General features: G+C 62.3%; 16 protein-coding genes. 5 read left to right on the top strand and 11 right to left on the bottom strand.

What is annotated here, in order from left to right; genetic code table 11:
* A partial coding sequence (locus ACZ9HU_RS21675) for a hypothetical protein (RefSeq protein WP_476107970.1) occupies positions 1–218 on the top strand: 218 nt, incomplete at its 5' end.
* Between the two features lie 563 nt (positions 219–781).
* Here the strand turns inward: ACZ9HU_RS21675 and ACZ9HU_RS21670 are convergent.
* Positions 782–1,117 (bottom strand): hypothetical protein, encoded by a 336-nt coding sequence (locus ACZ9HU_RS21670; protein ID WP_476107969.1) that lies wholly within the window; start codon positions 1,115–1,117, stop codon positions 782–784.
* A 271-nt stretch (positions 1,118–1,388) separates the two neighbouring features.
* Between ACZ9HU_RS21670 and ACZ9HU_RS21665 the strand changes: the two genes are divergently transcribed.
* Both ACZ9HU_RS21665 and ACZ9HU_RS21660 read left to right on the top strand, forming a co-directional pair.
* Positions 1,389–2,042 carry a DUF6088 family protein gene (locus ACZ9HU_RS21665; RefSeq protein ID WP_476107968.1) on the top strand — a complete coding sequence of 218 codons (654 nt, stop codon included), beginning with the start codon at positions 1,389–1,391 and terminating at the stop codon, positions 2,040–2,042.
* Entirely contained in the window at positions 1,988–3,085 is a 1,098-nt protein-coding gene (locus tag ACZ9HU_RS21660) for a nucleotidyl transferase AbiEii/AbiGii toxin family protein (protein ID WP_476107967.1), read from the top strand. The genes ACZ9HU_RS21665 and ACZ9HU_RS21660 overlap by 55 nt, the downstream gene beginning before the upstream one ends.
* Before the next feature lie 118 nt (positions 3,086–3,203).
* Here the strand turns inward: ACZ9HU_RS21660 and ACZ9HU_RS21655 are convergent, their stop codons facing one another.
* The 6 genes from ACZ9HU_RS21655 to ACZ9HU_RS21630 are packed head-to-tail and all read right to left on the bottom strand — an operon-like array spanning position 3,204 to position 13,465.
* Positions 3,204–4,013 (bottom strand): peptidylprolyl isomerase, encoded by an 810-nt coding sequence (locus ACZ9HU_RS21655; protein WP_476107966.1) that lies wholly within the window; start codon positions 4,011–4,013, stop codon positions 3,204–3,206.
* On the bottom strand, positions 4,006–4,710 hold the full coding sequence (narI, locus tag ACZ9HU_RS21650; protein ID WP_476107965.1) for a respiratory nitrate reductase subunit gamma: 705 nt from the start codon (positions 4,708–4,710) through the stop codon (positions 4,006–4,008). The genes ACZ9HU_RS21655 and narI overlap by 8 nt, the downstream gene beginning before the upstream one ends.
* Positions 4,703–5,401, bottom strand: coding sequence for a nitrate reductase molybdenum cofactor assembly chaperone (gene narJ / locus ACZ9HU_RS21645; protein WP_476107964.1), 699 nt, complete (start codon positions 5,399–5,401; stop codon positions 4,703–4,705). The genes narI and narJ overlap by 8 nt, the downstream gene beginning before the upstream one ends.
* Positions 5,401–6,924, bottom strand: coding sequence for a nitrate reductase subunit beta (gene narH / locus ACZ9HU_RS21640; protein WP_476107963.1), 1,524 nt, complete (start codon positions 6,922–6,924; stop codon positions 5,401–5,403). The genes narJ and narH overlap by 1 nt, the downstream gene beginning before the upstream one ends.
* Positions 6,921–10,658, bottom strand: a complete 3,738-nt coding sequence (locus ACZ9HU_RS21635) for a nitrate reductase subunit alpha (protein ID WP_476107962.1) — start codon at positions 10,656–10,658, stop codon at positions 6,921–6,923. Before ACZ9HU_RS21635 ends, narH begins: the two co-directional genes overlap by 4 nt.
* Positions 10,655–13,465 carry a nitrate/nitrite transporter gene (locus ACZ9HU_RS21630; RefSeq protein ID WP_476107961.1) on the bottom strand — a complete coding sequence of 937 codons (2,811 nt, stop codon included), beginning with the start codon at positions 13,463–13,465 and terminating at the stop codon, positions 10,655–10,657. The genes ACZ9HU_RS21635 and ACZ9HU_RS21630 overlap by 4 nt, the downstream gene beginning before the upstream one ends.
* A 137-nt stretch (positions 13,466–13,602) precedes the next feature.
* On the opposite strand from ACZ9HU_RS21630, the gene ACZ9HU_RS21625 reads away from it, so the two are divergent.
* On the top strand, positions 13,603–14,289 hold the full coding sequence (locus ACZ9HU_RS21625; protein WP_476107960.1) for a cyclic nucleotide-binding domain-containing protein: 687 nt from the start codon (positions 13,603–13,605) through the stop codon (positions 14,287–14,289).
* A gap of 39 nt (positions 14,290–14,328) precedes the next feature.
* Positions 14,329–14,793: a hypothetical protein gene (locus ACZ9HU_RS21620; protein WP_476107972.1), complete on the top strand. Its 465-nt coding sequence runs from the start codon at positions 14,329–14,331 to the stop codon at positions 14,791–14,793.
* Between the two features lie 8 nt (positions 14,794–14,801).
* Here ACZ9HU_RS21620 and ACZ9HU_RS21615 read toward each other — a convergent pair whose 3' ends face one another.
* From ACZ9HU_RS21615 to ACZ9HU_RS21600, 4 genes are read right to left on the bottom strand one after another with little or no spacing between them, the layout of a single operon-like run.
* Positions 14,802–16,217 (bottom strand): efflux transporter outer membrane subunit, encoded by a 1,416-nt coding sequence (locus tag ACZ9HU_RS21615; RefSeq protein WP_476107959.1) that lies wholly within the window; start codon positions 16,215–16,217, stop codon positions 14,802–14,804.
* Positions 16,214–17,113 (bottom strand): efflux RND transporter periplasmic adaptor subunit, encoded by a 900-nt coding sequence (locus ACZ9HU_RS21610; RefSeq protein ID WP_476107958.1) that lies wholly within the window; start codon positions 17,111–17,113, stop codon positions 16,214–16,216. The genes ACZ9HU_RS21615 and ACZ9HU_RS21610 overlap by 4 nt, the downstream gene beginning before the upstream one ends.
* Positions 17,110–17,340 (bottom strand): DUF1656 domain-containing protein, encoded by a 231-nt coding sequence (locus tag ACZ9HU_RS21605; protein ID WP_476107957.1) that lies wholly within the window; start codon positions 17,338–17,340, stop codon positions 17,110–17,112. The genes ACZ9HU_RS21610 and ACZ9HU_RS21605 overlap by 4 nt, the downstream gene beginning before the upstream one ends.
* Complete coding sequence (locus ACZ9HU_RS21600) at positions 17,337–19,373, bottom strand: FUSC family protein (protein ID WP_476107956.1); 2,037 nt, start codon at positions 19,371–19,373, stop codon at positions 17,337–17,339. Before ACZ9HU_RS21600 ends, ACZ9HU_RS21605 begins: the two co-directional genes overlap by 4 nt.
* Between the last annotated feature and the right edge of the window lie 75 nt (positions 19,374–19,448).

Genomic DNA, 19,448 nt, shown 5'->3' with positions numbered 1-19,448 from the left:
TCCACCGCCTGGGCAACGATCGCTTCCATCCGCATGCTCACCCGCAGAACTGCAAGGTATTGCTATGTTTGGTGATCTTTCGAGTCAGGCACTTAGAGCCTGATGGTGAAACCGGTGATATCAGGCGCAAGTTGTGGTGGATCCTCTCCGCGCGCTCCAATGTTGTTGCGCGCTGGCCGGATAGATTGCTGGAAAATTACGCGAAAGACGTGCTTTAAGTTACTTTTTTGCTGCGATAGATCCTGCTTCATGACGCTGCTTGGGTGTCTCTGAACCGCACCCATTTTGCCGGAGGGGCCAGTCCTTGAGTGCTGGATGGATGGAGGACCGCCTCTGGCGCCTCCTTCCGCGGCTTTGTACGGCAGCTATGGACAGCGCCGAGACGTAATCTCCATGTCCGGATACGGTGGCGACTTTTATAGCGCAGCAGAGTAGGTGCTGCACGCCATACGGTTGGGTTCAACACACCGGATGTTTTGGAACTTATCGTGACCTGAGTGTTTCCACTTTTGCCATGCGGAGCCATCTTGCAGGCCTAAAAAGATCGGATTAAAGTCTGGTCTTACCGGGATAGAGCAACCTCTCGGTCAGGCGTCAGCCCAAGTGTTGCCTTCTCCGGCCTGCCTTTGCGGGCAGAAAGGTATTGGACAATGACCGCCCCTTCTCAGCATCGTTATTTTGGCCGTGGCCTCCGGCGATTTTCTCGCAGGCTTTGCCGCAACGATCCTTGCCCGCCTTGGGCAGCACATATCCCACATCCCCCCTGGGTCAATTCTCGGCGCTACTCAACAATCTCGGTATCCCTGATCCGCCAAGAGCCTAGGTAACCGGTCGGATGGTGGGGCCGAACCAGTTTGGCGAGCGGTGTCTTGACGGGCAATGTGATTTCGGCCGTGCCGCCATCACGGGTTTCATAGCCCCACCAGTTCTGCCGGACCGTGATGTTGGACCACGCGTCCCGCTGTTCGGGCAGTTTGCGCTTGGCATTGACATAGCCAGCGAATCCACCTTGGCGGGCGGCCAGTTCGAGCGCCTGATGATGGGGAATGCTATGCTCGGCCTGGATTTTCTTAGCGAGCGATTTCAGTCCGGCGAGCGTTGTGTATTCGTATGACATCGTAATTCTCCGTCAGCTTCGGACCGACGTCGCCTGCTACCGCCCCCAAAGCTGGGGAAACACGATGGATGGTTTTCAATGTCGCAGTGCCATTCTGGCTTCGCTGTTGCAGGCGGCAGGCCTCTGCTCAAGGCCGACTTTGACTTTGCATCGATCGCTGCGACAAGTCAACGACAGGTGCGGCTTGCGCCTGCTAGGTCCGAAATTCGTCTACATCTTTCGGACATGTCGCGAATGGACTTTGTCCGAAATCATGCTACATATATCGGACATGGACGCCATGCCTCCCAGCCTGAAAGCGCAGATCCTCGATCGTGTTGGTCGCGGAGCGACAAGTGCTGTCTGGACCCCGGCCGATTTTCTTGATCTTGCCGGTCGCGACGCCGTCGATAAGAGCCTTCAGCGCCTGGTGAAATGGGGCGAACTGCGGCGGATAGATCGCGGGCTCTATGACAAGCCGCAGTTTAACAGCCTGACCCGGCAGGACAGCGTGCCCGAGCCGCGGGCGGTCATCGACGCTGTCGCGCGCCGGGATCAGATCCGCGTGCTGGTGGACGGCATGACCGCCGCCAACGATCTCGGCTTCACCAATGCCGTGCCGGCGAAGATTGTCGTGCATAGTGAGGCGCGACCGAAATCCATCAAGCTCGACAATCTTACCATTACCTTCAAACAGACGGCGGCCAGCAAGCTGTTCTGGGCCGGGCGCCCCGCCATGCGGATTGTCCAGGCGCTGCACTGGCTGCGTGACATCATGTCCGGAGATGATACCGGCCAATGGCGTGATCGGCTCGCCTCCCTTCTGACCGACCCTGATCACGGCGCGTCTCTGAGGGCCGATCTTGCCGATGGCCTGATCACGCTCCCTGCATGGATGCAGGACATCCTGCGGCCGCTTGTGATCGACAAGAAGCCCTCGGCATGAACGCTACTTATGATGAAATTCTGCGCGCCGATGCGCCAACCCGCAGCGGACTGTTCACAGCAACGGCCCAGCGCCTTGGGACGACGCCGCAGAATGTCGAGAAGGATTTCTGGGTTTGCTGGACGCTCGACGCTCTATTCAACGGACTGGGAGAAGGCCCCCGCTTGCTCTTCAAGGGTGGCACGTCGCTTTCCAAGGCATTCGGGCTGATTGAGCGCTTTTCCGAAGATATCGACGTGACCGTCTTTCGCGACGATCTCGGGGTGCCCGCTTCGGTTGGGGAACTGGCGGCACTCAGCGGCAAGAAGCGGATGGGTGCGCTCGATGCGATCAGGGATGCCTGCGAAACCTATATCAACGGACCGCTGGCGGAACGCCTCGCAAGTCTCAGCGCCGAGACCTGCGCTCGCACGGGCCTTGGGAATGATGCCATCCAGATCAAGCCCGATGCGTTCGACCGGCAGACGCTCCTCCTTGTCTATTCCAGCGTGACGCCAACGGATGCCTATATCGCCAAGTCGGTGAAGATCGAATCGGGCGCCAAATCGGCGCTCGATCCGAATTCGGTCCGGACGATCACTCCTTATGTCGATGCCGATGTCCCGGGCATCAATCTAGCTGTGCAAGGCGTCACCGTGGTTGATGCCGAACGGACCTTCTGGGACAAGGTCGTGATCATTCATGGATTGCGGCGATGGTATGAGATTCGCGGCCAATTGCGCGGCAACGGTCAACGTATTTCGCGCCACTACTACGATCTCTATCGGCTGACCCAGTCCGAGGCCGGGCAGGTTGCGATGGCCAACCGGGCGCTCGGCGAAGACTGCGTCGCCCATGCCCGCATGTTCTTCAACCGGCCGGATTTCGATCTGGCATCGGCAAAGGCGCTGACATTCGCATTATGTCCGGAGGGCGACATGATCGACGACTTGCGTCAGGACTATCGGGCGATGAGCGGCATGATTTTCGGCGACCCGCCACCATTCGAGGATGTCATCGAGGCGATTGCCGAACTCCAGAATGCCTTGAATGCCGGCGTATGAAAGGGTTGCTGCAACGCTTGTTCGAAAATGGCCCGGCCACAGGGTGAACCGTGCCGGAATTTTCGGCGGGTTGGCCTTCGAAGATTGAGACGAACGGATTTCCGTCGTTACCCTTTCATTACACCAATGGCCCGGCAGCAGTCCCTATCACGACCCCCTCCAACCTGGCATTGGCGGCCAGCAGGGCGACATATTGCGCAATGGCCCGCCGCCAGCTTGCTTCCTCCAGATAGTCGGCAATTTTGTGCGCTACAGCTTCAAAGGGCAGGTCGCGCGCTTCCTGCCTCCGTCCGGCGCGGATGATATGGACCCCGAAACGGGTGCGGACGGGATCGGGATGCAGCGCGCCCGGCGCAAGGGCGAACAATATGTCCTCAAATTCAGGCACCAGCGATCCGGGGGCAATCTGGCCCAGCATCCCGCCCTGATCCTTTGACGGGCAGGCCGAATGACGCCGCGCCATTTCGGCAAAAGCCTGCGGATCAGCCAGCAGAGTGCGGATCGCGGTTCTTGCGTCCCCCGTGGCCAGACCATAGGCCAGCGTATCGGCCGGGTCGGCAGCAAACAGGATATGTTTGGCCTCGACCAGAGGCACGGAGCGGAAACGGGCACGGTGGCTGTCGTAATAGCGCCTCGCGGTGGCTTCATCGGCGCGCGGGGTTTTGACCTCGGCGGCCAGCAGGGCCTCGATCCTTGCTTCATCATCCGACAGCGGGTGGCCCTGATCGTCGACAAGGGCGGTGGCCGCGATGTTCAGGCGTTCGGCCTCATCGAGCAGAAGTTGGCGGATGACCAGTGCCTCGGCGGCGGCATGGCGCGCGGCGGCGGCATTGCCTGCGGGGTGGTGCTGAGTTTCGGCGGCGATGGCGGCTGGGGGTATCTCTCTGCCGTTGACCGCGACGCGCGGATATTCGTCCAGGTCATCCATGACGGGTCACCAATTTGCGCGAACGCACCACCTGATAGCCCGAACGCCAGATATAGCGCACCGGCATGCTCAACATATGAACCAGACGGGTGAAGGGAAACAGCAGCAGGATGGTCATGCCCAGCATCAGGTGCAGCTTAAACACCGGGGCAACATCGCGGATCTGATCGGCGGCCGCGCCTCGGAAGGTGAAGATGCCCTGCGCCCATTCCATGAATTTGACCATTTCATGCCCGTCCAGATGCTGGGCCGAGACGGGAATGGTCGAGAGGCCCAGCGCCAGTTGAAGCCAGAGCAGCAGAATCACCATATTATCGCTGAAATTCGAGGCTGCGCGCACGCGGGGATCGAAAAAGCGGCGGTGGATCAGCAGGCTGGCCCCGGTAATCGCCATGAGGCCCGCTATGCCGCCCGCGCTCATGGCCAGCACTTGCTTGGCCCCATGCGGCACGCCCAGCGCGTCCCAGATGGCGATGGGCGTCAACAGGCCGACCAGATGCCCGGCAAAGATCATCAGCACGCCCAGATGAAACAGCACCGACCCGACGATCAGTTGTTTACGGCGCAAAAGCTGGCTCGATCCGGCCCGCCACGAATAAGGCTCGCGATCATAACGGATCACCGATCCCACGATAAGGACGCTCAGCGCGACATAGGGATAGATGCCGAAGAGCAGGTGATGGATGAAATCAGCCATGGGTCTGGCTCCTCTGCGCATCGGTTGGCCGCAGGCGGGCGAGCATGGCCGCCGTTTTTGGGCAGGCTTCCCCGGCGTCCGCAGGGGCAGGCGTATCGAAACGGACCTGTTCCTCGGCCCATGCGGCGTCCAGCGCGGCCAGATCATCGGGGTTGTCCGCAGGCGCGATGGCAAAACTCTCGCCCCCCGCGCCCGCCAATCCGGCCAGAACCTGCATCGCGCCCGCATAGGGCGTATCGCGTTCGACCAGCCTTTCGGCCAGCGCGTGCAGGATGATCCCCGGCTGGGCAAGTTCCCCGAGTATCTGTTGCGAGGGAAGGCAAGAGAGATACTCGAGGAACATTGGCAGATAATCGGGCAATTCGTTGGCGGTGATTTCCAGCCCTTGCGCCTCATAGCGGTTGCGCAGATCGACCATGGCCTGTCCCCGGTCGCGGCTCTCGCCATGGACATGTTCGAACAGATGCAGCGAGACAGCCCGGCCACGATCGAACAGGCCGACATAGCGCTCCTGCAGATCGAGCAATTCCTCCTCGATCAGCGCCTCGACCAGAGGGTTGAGTTTCTCGATCTGGCCGCCTTCCAGCACACCGTCTAGTTCGAGCATCGCCAGAAGTTCGGGCGCGGCCTGTTGCAATTCCTGTGTGGGATAGCGCAGCACATGCGACAGGATGAGGAGCGTATGGCGCATCAAAACACCTCCGTCGGGGTTTGCAGTTTCTTGCGGGCCGGGGCGCCGAACAGGTTGGTTTGCGATGTTCCCCCCGAACAGCCATTGCCGAAGGAAAAGCCGCAGCCCCCGCGCTCGTCATACATGTCCTCGGCATCTTCACGGTGGCCGCTGGGGATGACAAAGCGGTCCTCGTAATTGGCGATGGCCATGATGCGGTACATTTCCTCGATCTGGGCGCCCGACAGGCCCACGCCTGCGGCAATCGGTTCTTCGATCACGCCCCGGACCGTTTTGGCGCGCATATAGGCGCGCATCGCCAGCATCCGCTCCAGCGCGTCGATCACCGGCTCCTCCTTGCCCGCGGTCAACAGGTTGGCGAGGTATTTGACCGGAATGCGCAGGCTGCGAACGTCGGGCATACCATTATGGGCCGAAATCTTGCCCGCGCTGGCCGCCGCATTGATGGGCGAGAGCGGGGGCACATACCAGACCATCGGCAAGGTGCGATATTCCGGGTGCAACGGGAAGGCGACCTTCCATTCCATCGCCATTTTCCAGACCGGCGAATGCCGTGCCGCCTCCAGCCATGCTTCGGGCACTCCATCGGCGCGGGCCTGTTCGATCACTGCCGGATCGTGGGGGTCGAGGAATATGTCGAGTTGGGCCTGATAGAGGTCCTGCACATTCTCGGCGCTGGCGGCCTCCTCGATCCGGTCGGCGTCATACAGCATCACGCCCAGATAGCGGATACGCCCGACGCAGGTTTCCGAACATACCGTCGGCTGCCCCGCCTCGATCCGGGGATAGCAGAAGATGCATTTCTCGCTCTTGCCGCTTTTCCAGTTGAAGTAGATCTTTTTATAGGGACAGCCCGAGACGCACATTCGCCAGCCACGGCATTTTTCCTGATCGATCAGGACGATGCCATCTTCTTCCCGTTTATAGATCGAGCCGGAGGGGCAGGCCGCAACGCATGTCGGGTTGAGGCAATGCTCGCACAGGCGCGGCAGATACATCATGAAGGTGTTTTCGAATTCGCCGTAGATCTCTTTCTGGACGCCTTCGAAATTGTAATCGGCGGCGCGTTTCGCAAATTCCCCGCCCAGAATTTCCTCCCAGTTCGGCCCGCCCTCGATCTTCTCCATCCGCCGCCCCGATATCAGGCTGCGCGGGCGGGCGGTGGGGAAGGCTTTGCTTTCGCCCGCTTGCTGAAGATGCGCGTAATCGAAGGTGAAAGGCTCGTAGTAATCGTCGATTTCGGGCAGGTCGGGATTGGCGAAAATCTTGGCCAGCAGCCGCCACTTGCCCCCCATGCGCGGTTGCAGGCGCCCGTGGCGCAGCTCCCATCCGCCGTTCCAGCGCTGCTGGTTCTCCCAATCCTTGGGAAAGCCAAGGCCGGGTTTGGTTTCGACATTGTTGAACCAGGCATATTCCAGCCCCTCGCGGCTGGTCCACACGTTCTTGCAGGTGACCGAACAGGTATGGCAACCGATGCATTTGTCGAGGTTCAGCACCTTGCCGATCTGGGCGCGGACTTTCATACGGCATTCTCCCCTTCGGCCAGAGGCCCTTCGAGCCAGTCCACTTTGTCCAGCTTGCGCACGATCACGAATTCGTCGCGGTTCGAGCCGACCGTGCCGTAATAGTTGAAGCCATAGGCCTGCTGGACATAGCCGCCGATCATATGGGTGGGCTTGAGGATCGCGCGGGTGACAGAATTGTGGATGCCGCCGCGCTGGCCGGTGAGGGGGGAACCGGGCATGTTCACGATCTTCTCCTGCGCGTGATACATGAACAGCGTGCCCTCCTTCATCCGTTGCGACACGACGACGCGGGCCACCAGCGCCCCGTTGGTGTTGAAGGTTTCAACCCAGTCATTGTCGACAAGGCCCGCCTTGGCGGCGTCCACTTCGCTCATCCAAACAATCGGCCCGCCGCGTGAAAGCGTCAGCATCAGTTGATTGTCGGTATAGGTCGAATGGATGCCCCATTTCTGGTGCGGAGTGATGAAGTTGAGGACGACATGCCGGCGCCCCTCGGCCTTATCCAGCATCGGTTTGACCGCTTTGGTGTCGATGGGCGGGCGATAGACGCACAGGGCCTCGCCAAAGGCCTGCATCCACGTGTGATCCTGATACAATTGCTGGCGCCCGGTCAGGGTGCGCCAGGGGATCAGTTCGTGGACATTGGTATAGCCCGCATTATAGCAGACATGCTCGCTTTCCAGCCCCGACCATGTAGGGGATGAGATGATCTTGCGCGGTTGGGCCTGAACGTCGCGAAAGCGGATTTTCTCCTCTTCCTTGGGCCGGGCCAGATGGGTGTGATCGCGCCCGGTGTTCTGCGACAGCGCGGCCCATGCCCGGACGGCCACCTCGCCATTGGTTTCAGGCGCCAGCATCAACAGCACCTCGGCCGCATCAATGGCCGTATCGATCCGGGGCCTGCCCTTGCTCGGCCCTTCCTCATCCACCGTGCCGTTCAGATTTTTGAGATTATCCACCTCGCGCGTGGTGGGCCATGCGATGCCCTTGCCGCCATTGCCCAGTCTGTCCATCAACGGACCAAGGGCAGTGAAGCGTTTGTAGAGGTTGGGATAATCGCGCTCGACAATCGCCACGGTGGCCATGGTCTTGCCCGGTATCGGTTCGCATTGGTCCCGGCCCCAATCGGCCACCTCAAAGGGCTGGGCCAGTTCGTTGGCGCTGTCATGCTGGATCGGGGTCAGCACCGCGTCCTGTTCGACCCCCAGAACCTCCGGCGCGACTTCGGAAAATGTCTTGGCCAGCCCTTTGTAAATGTCCCAGTCGCTGCGCGATTCCCAGACCGGATCGACCGCAGCCGACAGCGGGTGGATGAAGGGATGCATATCGGACGTGTTGAGATCGTCCTTCTCATACCAACTGGCCGTGGGCAAAACGATGTCAGAATAGACGCAGGTGGTCGACATGCGGAAATCGAGCGTCACCAGCAGGTCGAGCTTACCCTTGGGGGCCTCGTCATGCCATTTGACCTCGACGGGCTTTTGCTGGCCCGTCTCGCCCAGATCTTTGCCCTGAACGCCATGCGCGGTGCCCAGCAGGTGCTTGAGGAAATATTCATGCCCCTTGCCCGACGAGCCAAGCAGGTTCGAGCGCCAGACGAACATATTGCGGGGCCAATTGGCCGGATCGTCGGGATCGAGGCAGGACAGTTCGAGCGCCCCGGATTTCAGCGCCCCGGCAATGTAATCCTTTGGCTCCATTCCGCTGTTGATCGCCGCCTTGCCCACCTCCAGCGGATTGACCTTAAGCTGAGGCGCGCTGGGCAGCCAGCCCATCCGCTCGGCCCGGACGTTATAATCGATCAGGCTGGCGTTCCAATCGCCCTTGGGCGCGGTGGGTGAGAGGATTTCCTCGACTCCCAGCGTTTCGTAACGCCATTGATCGGTGTGGGCATAGAAAAAGCTGGTGCCGTTCATGTGGCGCGGCGGGCGCGCCCAATCCAGCCCAAAGGCCAGCGGCGCCCAGCCGGTCTGCGGGCGCAGCTTTTCCTGACCCACATAATGCGCCCATCCGCCGCCCGATTGACCCACACAGCCGCACATCACCAGAAGATTGATGATCCCCCGATAATTCATGTCCATGTGATACCAATGGTTTAACCCTGCCCCCAGGATGACCATGGATTTGCCGTCGGTCGCCTCGGCATTGGCGGCGAATTCGCGGGCGATGGTGATGATATGGTCGGCGGGAATGCCGGTGATCTTTTCCGCCCATGCCGGGGTATAGGGCGTCATATCGGCATAATCGCGCGCCACGAAATCGCCGCCCAGCCCGCGATCAAGCCCGTAATTGGCGCAAAGCAGATCGAAGACCGTGGCGACATAAGCCCGCCCCCCGACCAGATCCATTTCACGCACCGGCACGCGCCGCATCAGCACATCGGGATGATCGGTGCCCGCAAAATGGTCATGTTCGCGATTGCCGAAATAGGGAAAGCCGACTTCGACCACCTCGTCGTGATCCTGATCGAGGATCGCGGTCAGGCGGAGTTTGACGGGCCGCCCCTGACCATCCTTTTCATCCAGGTTCCACTTGCCCTTTTCGCCCCAGCGGAAGCCTGCGGTGCCCGATGGCGTCACCACCTCGTCGCTGTTTTCGTCGATGGCGACGCATTTCCATTCCGGATTGTTGCTCTCGCCAAGGTTGCCCGCAAAATCGCTGGCCCGCAAAAGGCGTTCGGGCACCAGACGGCCATCGAGTTCGACAAGGCGCACCAGCATCGGCATGTCGGAATAGCGGCGGCAATAGTCCTCGAAATAGGGCACCTGCCGGTCGAGGTGAAATTCGCGCAGGATGACATGGCCCATCGCCAGCGCCAGTGCGGCATCGGTGCCTTGCTTGGGATTGAGCCAGAGGTCGGCGAATTTGGTCGCTTCGGCATAATCGGGACTGACCACGGCCACTTTGGCCCCGCGATAACGCGCCTCGGTCATGAAATGGGCGTCCGGGGTGCGGGTTTGCGGCACATTGCTGCCCCACAGCATCAAAAAGCCTGCATTGTACCAGTCCGCGCTTTCGCAGACATCGGTCTGTTCGCCCCATGTCATCGGGCTGGAGGGCGGCAGGTCGCAATACCAGTCGTAGAAGGACAGGCAGGTGCCGCCGAGCAAAGACAGATAGCGCGCGCCGGCCGCATAAGACACCATCGACATGGCCGGAATAGGCGAGAAGCCGATGACCCGATCCGGCCCATAGGTTCGCGCCGTATAGGCATTGGCCGCCGCGATGATCTCGTTGACCTCGTCCCATGTCGAGCGAACGAAACCGCCATGGCCACGGATCGCGGTATAGCTCTTGCGCTTGGCCGGATCGTTCTGGATCGAGGCCCATGCGGCCACGGGCGGCAATTTGGCGCGCGCTTCTCGCCACAGGCGGATCAGGCGCTTGCGGATCATCGGATATTTCAGGCGCTGGGCCGAATAGATATACCACGAATAGCTGGCCCCGCGCGGACAGCCGCGCGGTTCGTGGTTAGGCAATTCGGGCCGGGTGCGGGGATAGTCGGTCTGCTGGGTTTCCCATGTGATGATCCCGCCCTTGACGTAGATCTTCCACGAACATGACCCGGTGCAATTGACGCCATGCGTGCTGCGCACGATCTTGTCGTGCTGCCAGCGCTGGCGATAGCTGTCCTCCCAATCCCGCGCCTCGCCGGTGGTCACGCCGTGGCCGCCTGAAAAGGGCTCTTTCTTCTGGCGGAAGAAGGTGAGGCGATCGAGCAGATGGCTCATGCGCAGGCTCCTGAGGCAAGCGGGAGGGGAGGGTTCAGGCCATGCTCGCTGGCATGGAGCAGGCCGCCGCGTCGGGCATAGGTCCACCATGTCAGCGCGGCGCAGCTGATATAAAAGGCAAGGAAGCACCAGAGCGCCGGGATGGGCGACCCTGTCAGCGTGATCGAGCTGCCAAAGGCCTTGGGGATATAGAAGGCGCCATAGGCCGCGATGGCCGAGGTGAAGCCGACGATGGCCGCCGATTCCTTGCCCGCCTGCTTTTCGATCTCGGGCGCGGAAAGGCCGGGCATCAGGCGGGGAATTTCGATCCGCATGATGTTGGGGATCATCTGGAATGTGGAGGCATTGCCGACCCCGGTGACAAAGAACATGAAGACGAACATGGCGAGGAAGCCGTCAAAGTCCTTGGCCTGAAGGAAATGCATCACCCCGAAGGTTCCCGCGATCATCGCCACAAAGACCCACAATGTGACGCGCGCCCCGCCCCAGCGGTCGGCAACCCAGCCCGTTGCCGCCCGGCTGATCGCGCCTACCAGCGGGGCGATCCAGACATATTTCAGCGCCTCCACCGCCGGAAATTCCTTTTTGGCCAACAGCGGCAGGCTGGCGGAAAAGCCGATGAAGGAGCCGAAGGTGCCGGTATAGAGCCAGCACATCAGCCAATTGTGTTTGCGCTGAAAGATGATGGCCTGTTCGGCAAAGCTAGCCTTGGCATCGGCAATGTCATTCATGCCAAACCATGACAGCAGGCTGGAGGCGATGATGAATGGCACCCAGACAAAGCCCGCATTTTGCAGCCACAGATGCGCGCCCGTGCCGGCCCGTTGCGGCTCTCCGCCAAGGGCGCCGAAGACCCCGCCGGTGATGACCACCGGCACAAGGAACTGCATCGCCGACACGCCCAGATTGCCCAGCCCGCCATTAAGGGCCAGGGCATTGCCTTTGCGCGCCTTGGGAAAGAAGAAGCCGATATTGGCCATGGAAGAGGCAAAATTGCCGCCGCCAAAGCCGCACAGCAGGGCCAGCACGAGAAAGATGAAATAGGGCGTTCCGGGGTTCTGCACCGCATAGCCGATGCCAAAGGCCGGGATCAGCAACGAGGCCGTGCTGAGCGTGGTCCAAAGGCGCCCGCCAAAGATCGGCACCATAAAGCTGTAGAAAATCCGCAGCGTGGCCCCCGATAGTCCGGGCAGAGCCGCCAGCCAGAATAACTGGTCCGTGGTATAGTCGAAACCGATAAGGGGAAGTTTCGCCACCACCACGGACCAGACCATCCAGACCGCGAAGGCAAGCAACAGGGCCGGGATGGAAATCATCAAATTGCGCCGCGCAATGCGCTCGCCCGTCGTCTCCCAAAAGGCGGGGTCCTCGGGACGCCAGTCGGCCAGCACCTTTGGCGCAGGGGCGCCATGGCGGGTTGGATCGTGCAGCGCGATCATTTCGGGCAATTGGGGCAGGGCGGCGCGCTCGATGCCGCCCGCCTTGCGCTCCATCTGCCGGATCGCCAGATGCATCCAGCCAAGCGCCACCGCGACCAGCGCGAAGAGGACGGCAAAGCAACTGGTCCAGATGCCGGTCAGATCGCTGATCGCGCCGAACACGATGGGCAGGACGAACCCGCCAAGCCCGCCGACCATGCCCACCAGTCCGCCCACCGCGCCGACATGATCGGGGTAATAGACCGGAATATGCTTAAACACCGCCGCCATGCCCAGCGCCATGAACAGGCCCAGCACGAATAGCGCGACGACGAAAGGCGCCAGTCCCATCGAGGTGGAAAAGGTGATCGGGCCCTTGATCCCATGGATCGTGTAATCGGTGGCCGGATAGGACAGCATGAACAGTACCAGCAGCGACACGCCGAAGGACGCATACATGATCCGCCGCGCCCCATATCGATCCGCCAGCACGCCGCCATAGGCCCGAAACAGGCTGGCCGAGAGGCTGAAAGTGGTGGCCAGCACGCCTGCGGTTTTAAGGTCGAGGCCGTAAACGCCGATCATATAGCGCGGCAACCACAGGGCCAGCGCCACGAAAGAGCCGAAAACAAAGAAGTAATAGAGCGAAAAGCGCCAGACCTGTTCGCGCCGCAGTGGCTGGAGCAGGTCCTCCAGCGTTGGCGCGGCGGCGCGATTGTCCCGCCGCGCTGCAAAGGAGGGATCATCGCGGGCCAGCAGGTAAAAGAGCAGCGCGCATCCGGCCAACGCCATCGCCCAGATTTGCGCCGTATACCGCCACCCAAAGGCGTCCATGGCGAAAGGGGCCGCAAGACTGGTAACGGCCGCCCCGACATTGCCCAAGCCGAACAGGCCCAGCGCGGTTCCCTGACGCGATGGCGGATACCACCGGGACACATAGGCAACGCCCACCGCAAAGCCGCCGCCCGCCAGCCCAAGGCCCAACGCGGCCAGCAGCATCGCGGGGTAACTGTCGGCCCGCGCGAGCGCAAAGGTCGAGGCCGCCGAGGCCAGCATGGTCAAGGGAAAGACCCGCTTGCCGCCATACAGGTCGGTCCAGACCCCCAGCAGCAGTCGGACCAGCGATCCGGTCAGGATCGGCGTGCCGATCAGCAGGCCGAACTGCGCCTCGTTCAGACCGAGTTCGGCCTTTATCCGGATCCCGATGATGGCAAAGATTGTCCACACGGCGAAACAGGCGGTAAAGGCCAGAGTGCTAAGCCCCAGCGCCCTGTTCTGTTCGGTCTTGGTGATCGCCCTCTGCGCTGTCATGACGAACTGCTCCAAATCGGAAACCTGTCGCTCGACGCTTTCCCAATCCATGCCAAGGATGGGCTTGATCTCAATCAAATTGTCGGGGCAAAGTAGGCGTAAATCGCCCCGGCATGATGTGGGTTGTGGATGAGGGTGATCTTTATCAAGACAGCGATTGATTATTATCAAGCCGCGTCCACAAGGCGCAAGAAATCATAAAAGGGAGCTGTTCGATGCGTTCCGAGGAAAAGCCGGAAATTGCCAGCCTGCCCCTGTTTTGCGAGATGAATGAGGCCGAGCGGGAGCGGATATTCTCCGCCTCCTTCCTGCAAGTGTTTCCGCCCCAGTTGACCCTGTTCGAACAGGGGCAAAAGGCCGATTTCCTCTATGTTCTGGTCGATGGCCTGATCGAACTGTTCGCCAGCGGAGCGGGGCGCGATACGACCATGCGGATCATCGAGCCGGTGTCGAGTTTCATCCTTGCCGCAGCGATAACTGACATGCCCTATCTGATGTCGGCGCGGACTTTGAGTTCTTCGCGGATTCTGCTGATCCCGGCGGCGTTGATGCGCGATGTGGTGGGCAAGGATCATGCGTTGATGGAGGCGACCATGCGCGAGTTGGCGCTGGCCTATCGCGATCTGGTGCTGGCCTTGGCGGACATGAAGCTGCGCCAGTCGGCAGAGCGCCTCGGCAATCTGCTGCTTCAGCAGGAGCGCCGTCAGGGTGTGCCCGGCAAGGTGCAATTTCGCACCGAAAAGCGCCTGCTCGCCTCGCTGCTGGGCATGACGCCGGAAAATCTGTCGCGCGCCTTTGCCGTGCTGGGACAACATGGCGTTGGGGCGAATGGGACGACGGCAATCATCACCGATCGCGTCGCGCTGGAGTCCTTTGCCCGGCCTGATTTAATCGAAAAATGATCTACGGCGATCAAATTGAGGGATATCGTGAATATGTGCATCGATGATTTCGTCCTTGCGCGGGTCCTTCATGTCATTGCGGTGATGGCGTGGATTGGCGGGGTCTGGTTTGTGACATGGGTGGTGCTGCCTGCGGTCGAAAAGAACAGCCCGCCTGACGAGCGCCTTGCCGCCTTTCACCGGATCGAGGCCGGTTTTGCTCCCATTGCGCGCCTGTGGGTCCTGCTGGCGGGGGTATCGGGCCTGTGGATGGTCTGGCGCGCAGACATGTGGGCGCGCTTTGCCGATCCCCGCTTTTGGTGGATGCTGGCGATGGTCGGTCTGTGGCTAATATTCGCGCTGATGCTTTTTGTCCTCGAACCGCTGTTCTTGCATCGCCGAATGGCCCGATCAAACTACCCGGCGGCCGATTTTGCGCGGCTGAAGATTATGCATCAGGTGCTCTCGCTGGCGGGCGTGGTCACGGTTTTGGGGGCGGTCGGGGGCAGTCACGGGCTGTTTTAATCCGCTCGTCAGGGATGGGCTTCCCATCCTCCGCCTAGCGCGAGAAAGACCGCGATCTGGTCGGTGTTGATATCCGCGCGCGCATCGACCACCGCCTGCATGGCCATGGCGGCATCGCGGTCGGCCGCAATCGCGGGCAGGGCGCCGATACGGCCCCCGGCGCGCAATTTATGCGTCTTTTCCGCCACCAGCGCGGCCGCCTCTAGCGCCTTTGTCAACTCGTTCAGCCGATCGAGGTCCGCCGCATAGGTGTTCAACGCCGTTTCTACCTCGCGCAGCGCCTTGAGCACGCTGCCGTCAAAGGCGGCCAGATCGGCATCGACACCCGCGCGGGCGCCCGCAATCCTTGCGCGCACCGCGCTGCGATTGACGGTCCAGCTGATCTGTGGCCCCAAAGCAAAGCGGTTGGTCAGCGGAGAGAACCGGTCCACTACCGCGCCGGTCGATCCGATGGATGCGCCCAGACGGATGTCAGGATACAAAGCGCTCATGGCCACCCCGACCCGCGCCGTATCGCCCGCGATCCGGCGTTCGGCGATGCGGATGTCGGGTCGCCGCCGCAAAAGGGCCGCGCCATCGCCAACCGGCAGAGGTTGCCTGAGTGCCAAGGGCCGGTTGCAGCCCAGCCAACCCGGATCGAACTCTTCGGGTGGGCGCCCGATCAGGCTGGCCAGACGGAAAGCGGCATTACGCTGGCGGGCCTGAATTTGCGGCAGGCGGGCGCGGCTTGCCTCAACCGCTCCCTGACGCCTTTCGGCTTCGAAAGCGGGCAATCGCCCCTGCGCCACAATCCGCCGGTTCAGCGCAAGATCGCCCCGCTGGGCGGCGATAACCTGCTCCATGGCGGCCATCTGGTTTCCGGCATTGCAGATGTCGGCCCATGCGCGAGCGGTTTCGGCGGCCACGGCCACCCGCACAAGATCGCGCGCGGCGCGGGCCGCGTCGCTGTCGGCTGAGGCGGCCTCGATCCCGCGCCGGATCCCGCCGAACAGGTCGAGGTCATAACCGACCGCCACGCCTATATCGTAGAGCGGGCGCTCGTGCGGCTGCACATGGCTCAAGACCTGCTCGGCGGAGCGCTGTTGCTCGCTGACCTCGCTGCTGAACCCGGCCTGCACTTGCCGCCGGGCGTGAGCCTCACCCAGCAGGGCCATGCTGCGCGCCAGATTGGCGTTGGCCACACGCAGGTCGGTGTTGGCGGCAAAGGCCTGTTCGACCAATCCATCCAGCACCGGATCGTCATAGAGCCGCCACCAGCGATCGGGCAAAGACATGGCGCGATCGACGGCCCTATCGCCTGCAACAAACGGCCCGCTGACCGCCGGGCGGGTGACGAGCGCGCTCTGCGGTCCATGATAATCGGGCCCCACCGGCGCGCAGGCGGCCAGCAGGACCGGCGCCAGAACGCAAAGCGCCCGCCTCACCACGGGAGGCTCCTATGCACGATGCGTCCATCGGCGCGCGGATGGATCTCGACCGTTGCGGTCTGGCCGGGGATCAGGCGCACCCCGGCGGGAACCTTGTCGGTGGCGATGCGCACCGGGATGCGCTGGGCAAGGCGGACCCATGTGAAGGCGGGATTGACATTGGCCAGTTGCGCCTCGCCCCCGCTGCGCTCGCGGTCCTCGACCCCGCCCGCGATGCTTTCGACATGGCCGTGGATTTCGTCGCGCACGCCCATTAGCCAGATGCTGGCCGGATCGCCGGTGTGGATGATCGGCAGTTTGGTTTCCTCGAAATAGCCCTCGACACGCAAGGATGCGCCATGCACCAGCGCCAGCGCCGGTTTGCCCGCCGCCAGATAGATCCCCGGTTGCATCGAGACATTGGTGATTGTGCCATCGACCGGCGCGCGGACCTTGGTGCGTTCAAGGTTGAGCCGCGCCACATCACGCGCCGCCGCCGCCCGCGCCAGTCCTGCGCGCATGGTTTCGACCTTGGTGCGGCCTTCCTCGATGATTTCGGCGGCGACCACATCGGGCATCGCGCGGTTGCGCCGATCCTCACGGATGGCCTGGGCCAGTTGGGCATGTTGATCGGCCAGCGTCGCCTCGGCCTGTGCCAGCGCCAGCCTATATCGCGGCGGGTCGATGACGAACAGGACCTGCCCCTTGCGCACGCTTTGATTGTCGCCAATCGCCACCTGTGTCACCAGCCCCGCAACATCGGGCGCCACCGGCACGAGGTCGGCGCGCACCTTGCCATCGCGCGTGACCGGTTCGACCTGATAGCGCATCCACAGCGCGTAAATGCCGAAAAGAATGGTCGAAATCAGCATAAGCGTACCGATCGAGCGAAGGAGATTGGTTCGATGTATCATGAGTGATGCGCAATCCACGCTGGGAGGAACGTGTCGGCAAGGGCGGACAGCCCCCACCAGACGGCAATGAACAGGGCGATGTCGACCAGAGCAGGCTGCCACACGAGGCGGGCCAGCGGCAGGCGCAGCAAAGCGGGGCGGATCAGCCAGACCACCACGACCGCCAGCACCGCCCATACCAGCGCGGCGGGGGCATAGATGCCCAGCAGGACCACTTCCTCGATCATGGGGCAGCCTCCAGATGGGGCGGGGCGGCATCGGGAAACAGGTTGCAGCGCATGCCCACCAGCGCGGCAAGGGCGGCATAGCGATGGGCATCCGGCGCAAGGGGCAGCAGCGCCGAGAGCGCGCCGTCGATGGCCGAGCAAAGCGAGGTCGAGGGCCTGAGCTCCTGCCTCGCGAGTCCTCTCTGCCGGAATAGGTCGGCCAGCATCGCCAGCACTTCGCCCAAATGGTGGCGTGCGGCATGAGGCACATGGGGCAGGGCGCCGCGGATCGGCAGGACATTGCGCCCGATCCGCAGATCAGCCAGCGCATCGGCGGCGTCCGCGGGACCGGCGGAGGAGGACAGAGCCATGCGCGCGGCGATCTGCCCCATTCGGTCGGTTGCCCTCGCGTTCCAGCCTCCGGCGCGGTAGGGGCGGCGAATATCGGAAAGCCGGGCCATTTCGGCCCAGTTGGCCGACAGGACCCGCCGCAGGCTCCATTGCGCCTCGACCGAGCGGAACAGGCGCGTGATGGCCAGCGTGGTGACAATCCCGCCGATCTGGGCCAGACCGGTGTTGATAAAGGCGGCAAAATCGCCCTGAAACCGGGCAAGAAAGCCCATCGCCACGATAAAACAGGAAAACATCGGCAATGCTTGGGCGGAACGTGCCGGATCGGCCTGAATATAGCCCATGCGGATCAGCGCGGGCGCCAGCGTCAGCACCAGCATGAACCACCCGTCGACCCGGGGCAGGATCACGAAGAGATAGAGCGCGGCCAGCGGAAAGGTACGCAAGGTGGCCATCAGATAGCGTCCGATGACCGGGGCGGGATCGTCCTGCGCGGCAAAGGAGCAGGTGATCAGCGCGGCAAAGGCGGCCGTGGCCGAACCGGCGGGCCAGGCCAGCAGCACCCAGACTGCGCAATAGAGCATGATCGCGGCTGCCGTGGCCAATCCGGCCATGGCCGCGATGCCGTGATCGCGGGCCAGCGGAAAGCGGTCGGTGCGATAATCTGACAGGTCGGGCGCCTTTGCCCCCAAGGTGGCGGCAAGGCGATGAGCGCGCAGCAGCGCGGTCACCATCGCGCCCATGCGCATCGCCGCGCTTTCGCGCAGCAGGCCGGTCCATGGATGCGCGCCCGGTTCAGGGCTTTGGCCCGCGAGGCGCGCGAGGGCTTCTCCTTGAACAATCCATGCCTCATCCCCGGTGTGGGCGTCGCCCAGCCATTCGGCAATCCTGTCGCGCAGAGCCATAAGCGACGAGCCGCAACCGCCCCCGGCATCGAGCAGCGCGATCCGGTTTGCTGCCGCCGAGGCCAGTGGGAGGATCTCGGTCAATTCATGTTGCAGCGCCCTGATCGTGCTGCGGGTGGCGGGGGCGGCCGGATCGTCAAAGGGCAGATGCAGCGCGATCATGCCGATTTCGGTGACATCGGTGGCCAGTTTGCGCCGATGGAGCGGCTCGGCCCGGATGGTGCCCATGGCGATGGCATCGGCGCACCATGCCGCCGCGTCCACCAGAAAAGTGTCGGCTCGCTCCCGGATCGGATCGATGGCGCGCCATGGCTGAAACAGCGCGTGGACCGCCGTGACGCAGAGTATGGCCACCGCCATTTCCTCAACCCGCGCGATGGTTGTGTCGAAAATATTGGCCGGATCGTCGAGATAGGGAAAGCTGATGACGGCGCTGGAAAAGGCGGCCATTTGAAACAGAAAGGCGCGCGGGCTGCGGTCCAGCACGGCAATGGCAATGCACAATCCGGTCCATGCCGCCATCACCAGGACCAGCAAGGAGGGCGAGTTCTGAAGATTGGGCACGACCGTCAGCGAGGTGATAGCGCCCACCGCAATGCCCAACAGGCGATAGATGACCTTGGGACGAAAGGCGCCTGCCATGGGCTGGGCCGTGACATAGACCGTCAGCAGGGCCCACCATGGGCGCGGCAGGCTGGCGGCAAAGGCAATGGCCAGAGTGATCGCGGCGGCCACGAAGCTGCTGAGGGAAAACAGCAGTTTGCGGCGGTCGATGGTCAAAGGCTTGGGCGGCCACATGGGATGATGTTTCGCTTGGGCTTGTGATCTTCCCGATGGGCGAACAGGCCGCGTGCCCGGCTGCCCTCAGGATCG

The organism is Novosphingobium sp. Sphag1I (assembly GCF_056279125.1).
This window is presented reverse-complemented; position numbering and strand designations above follow the sequence as displayed.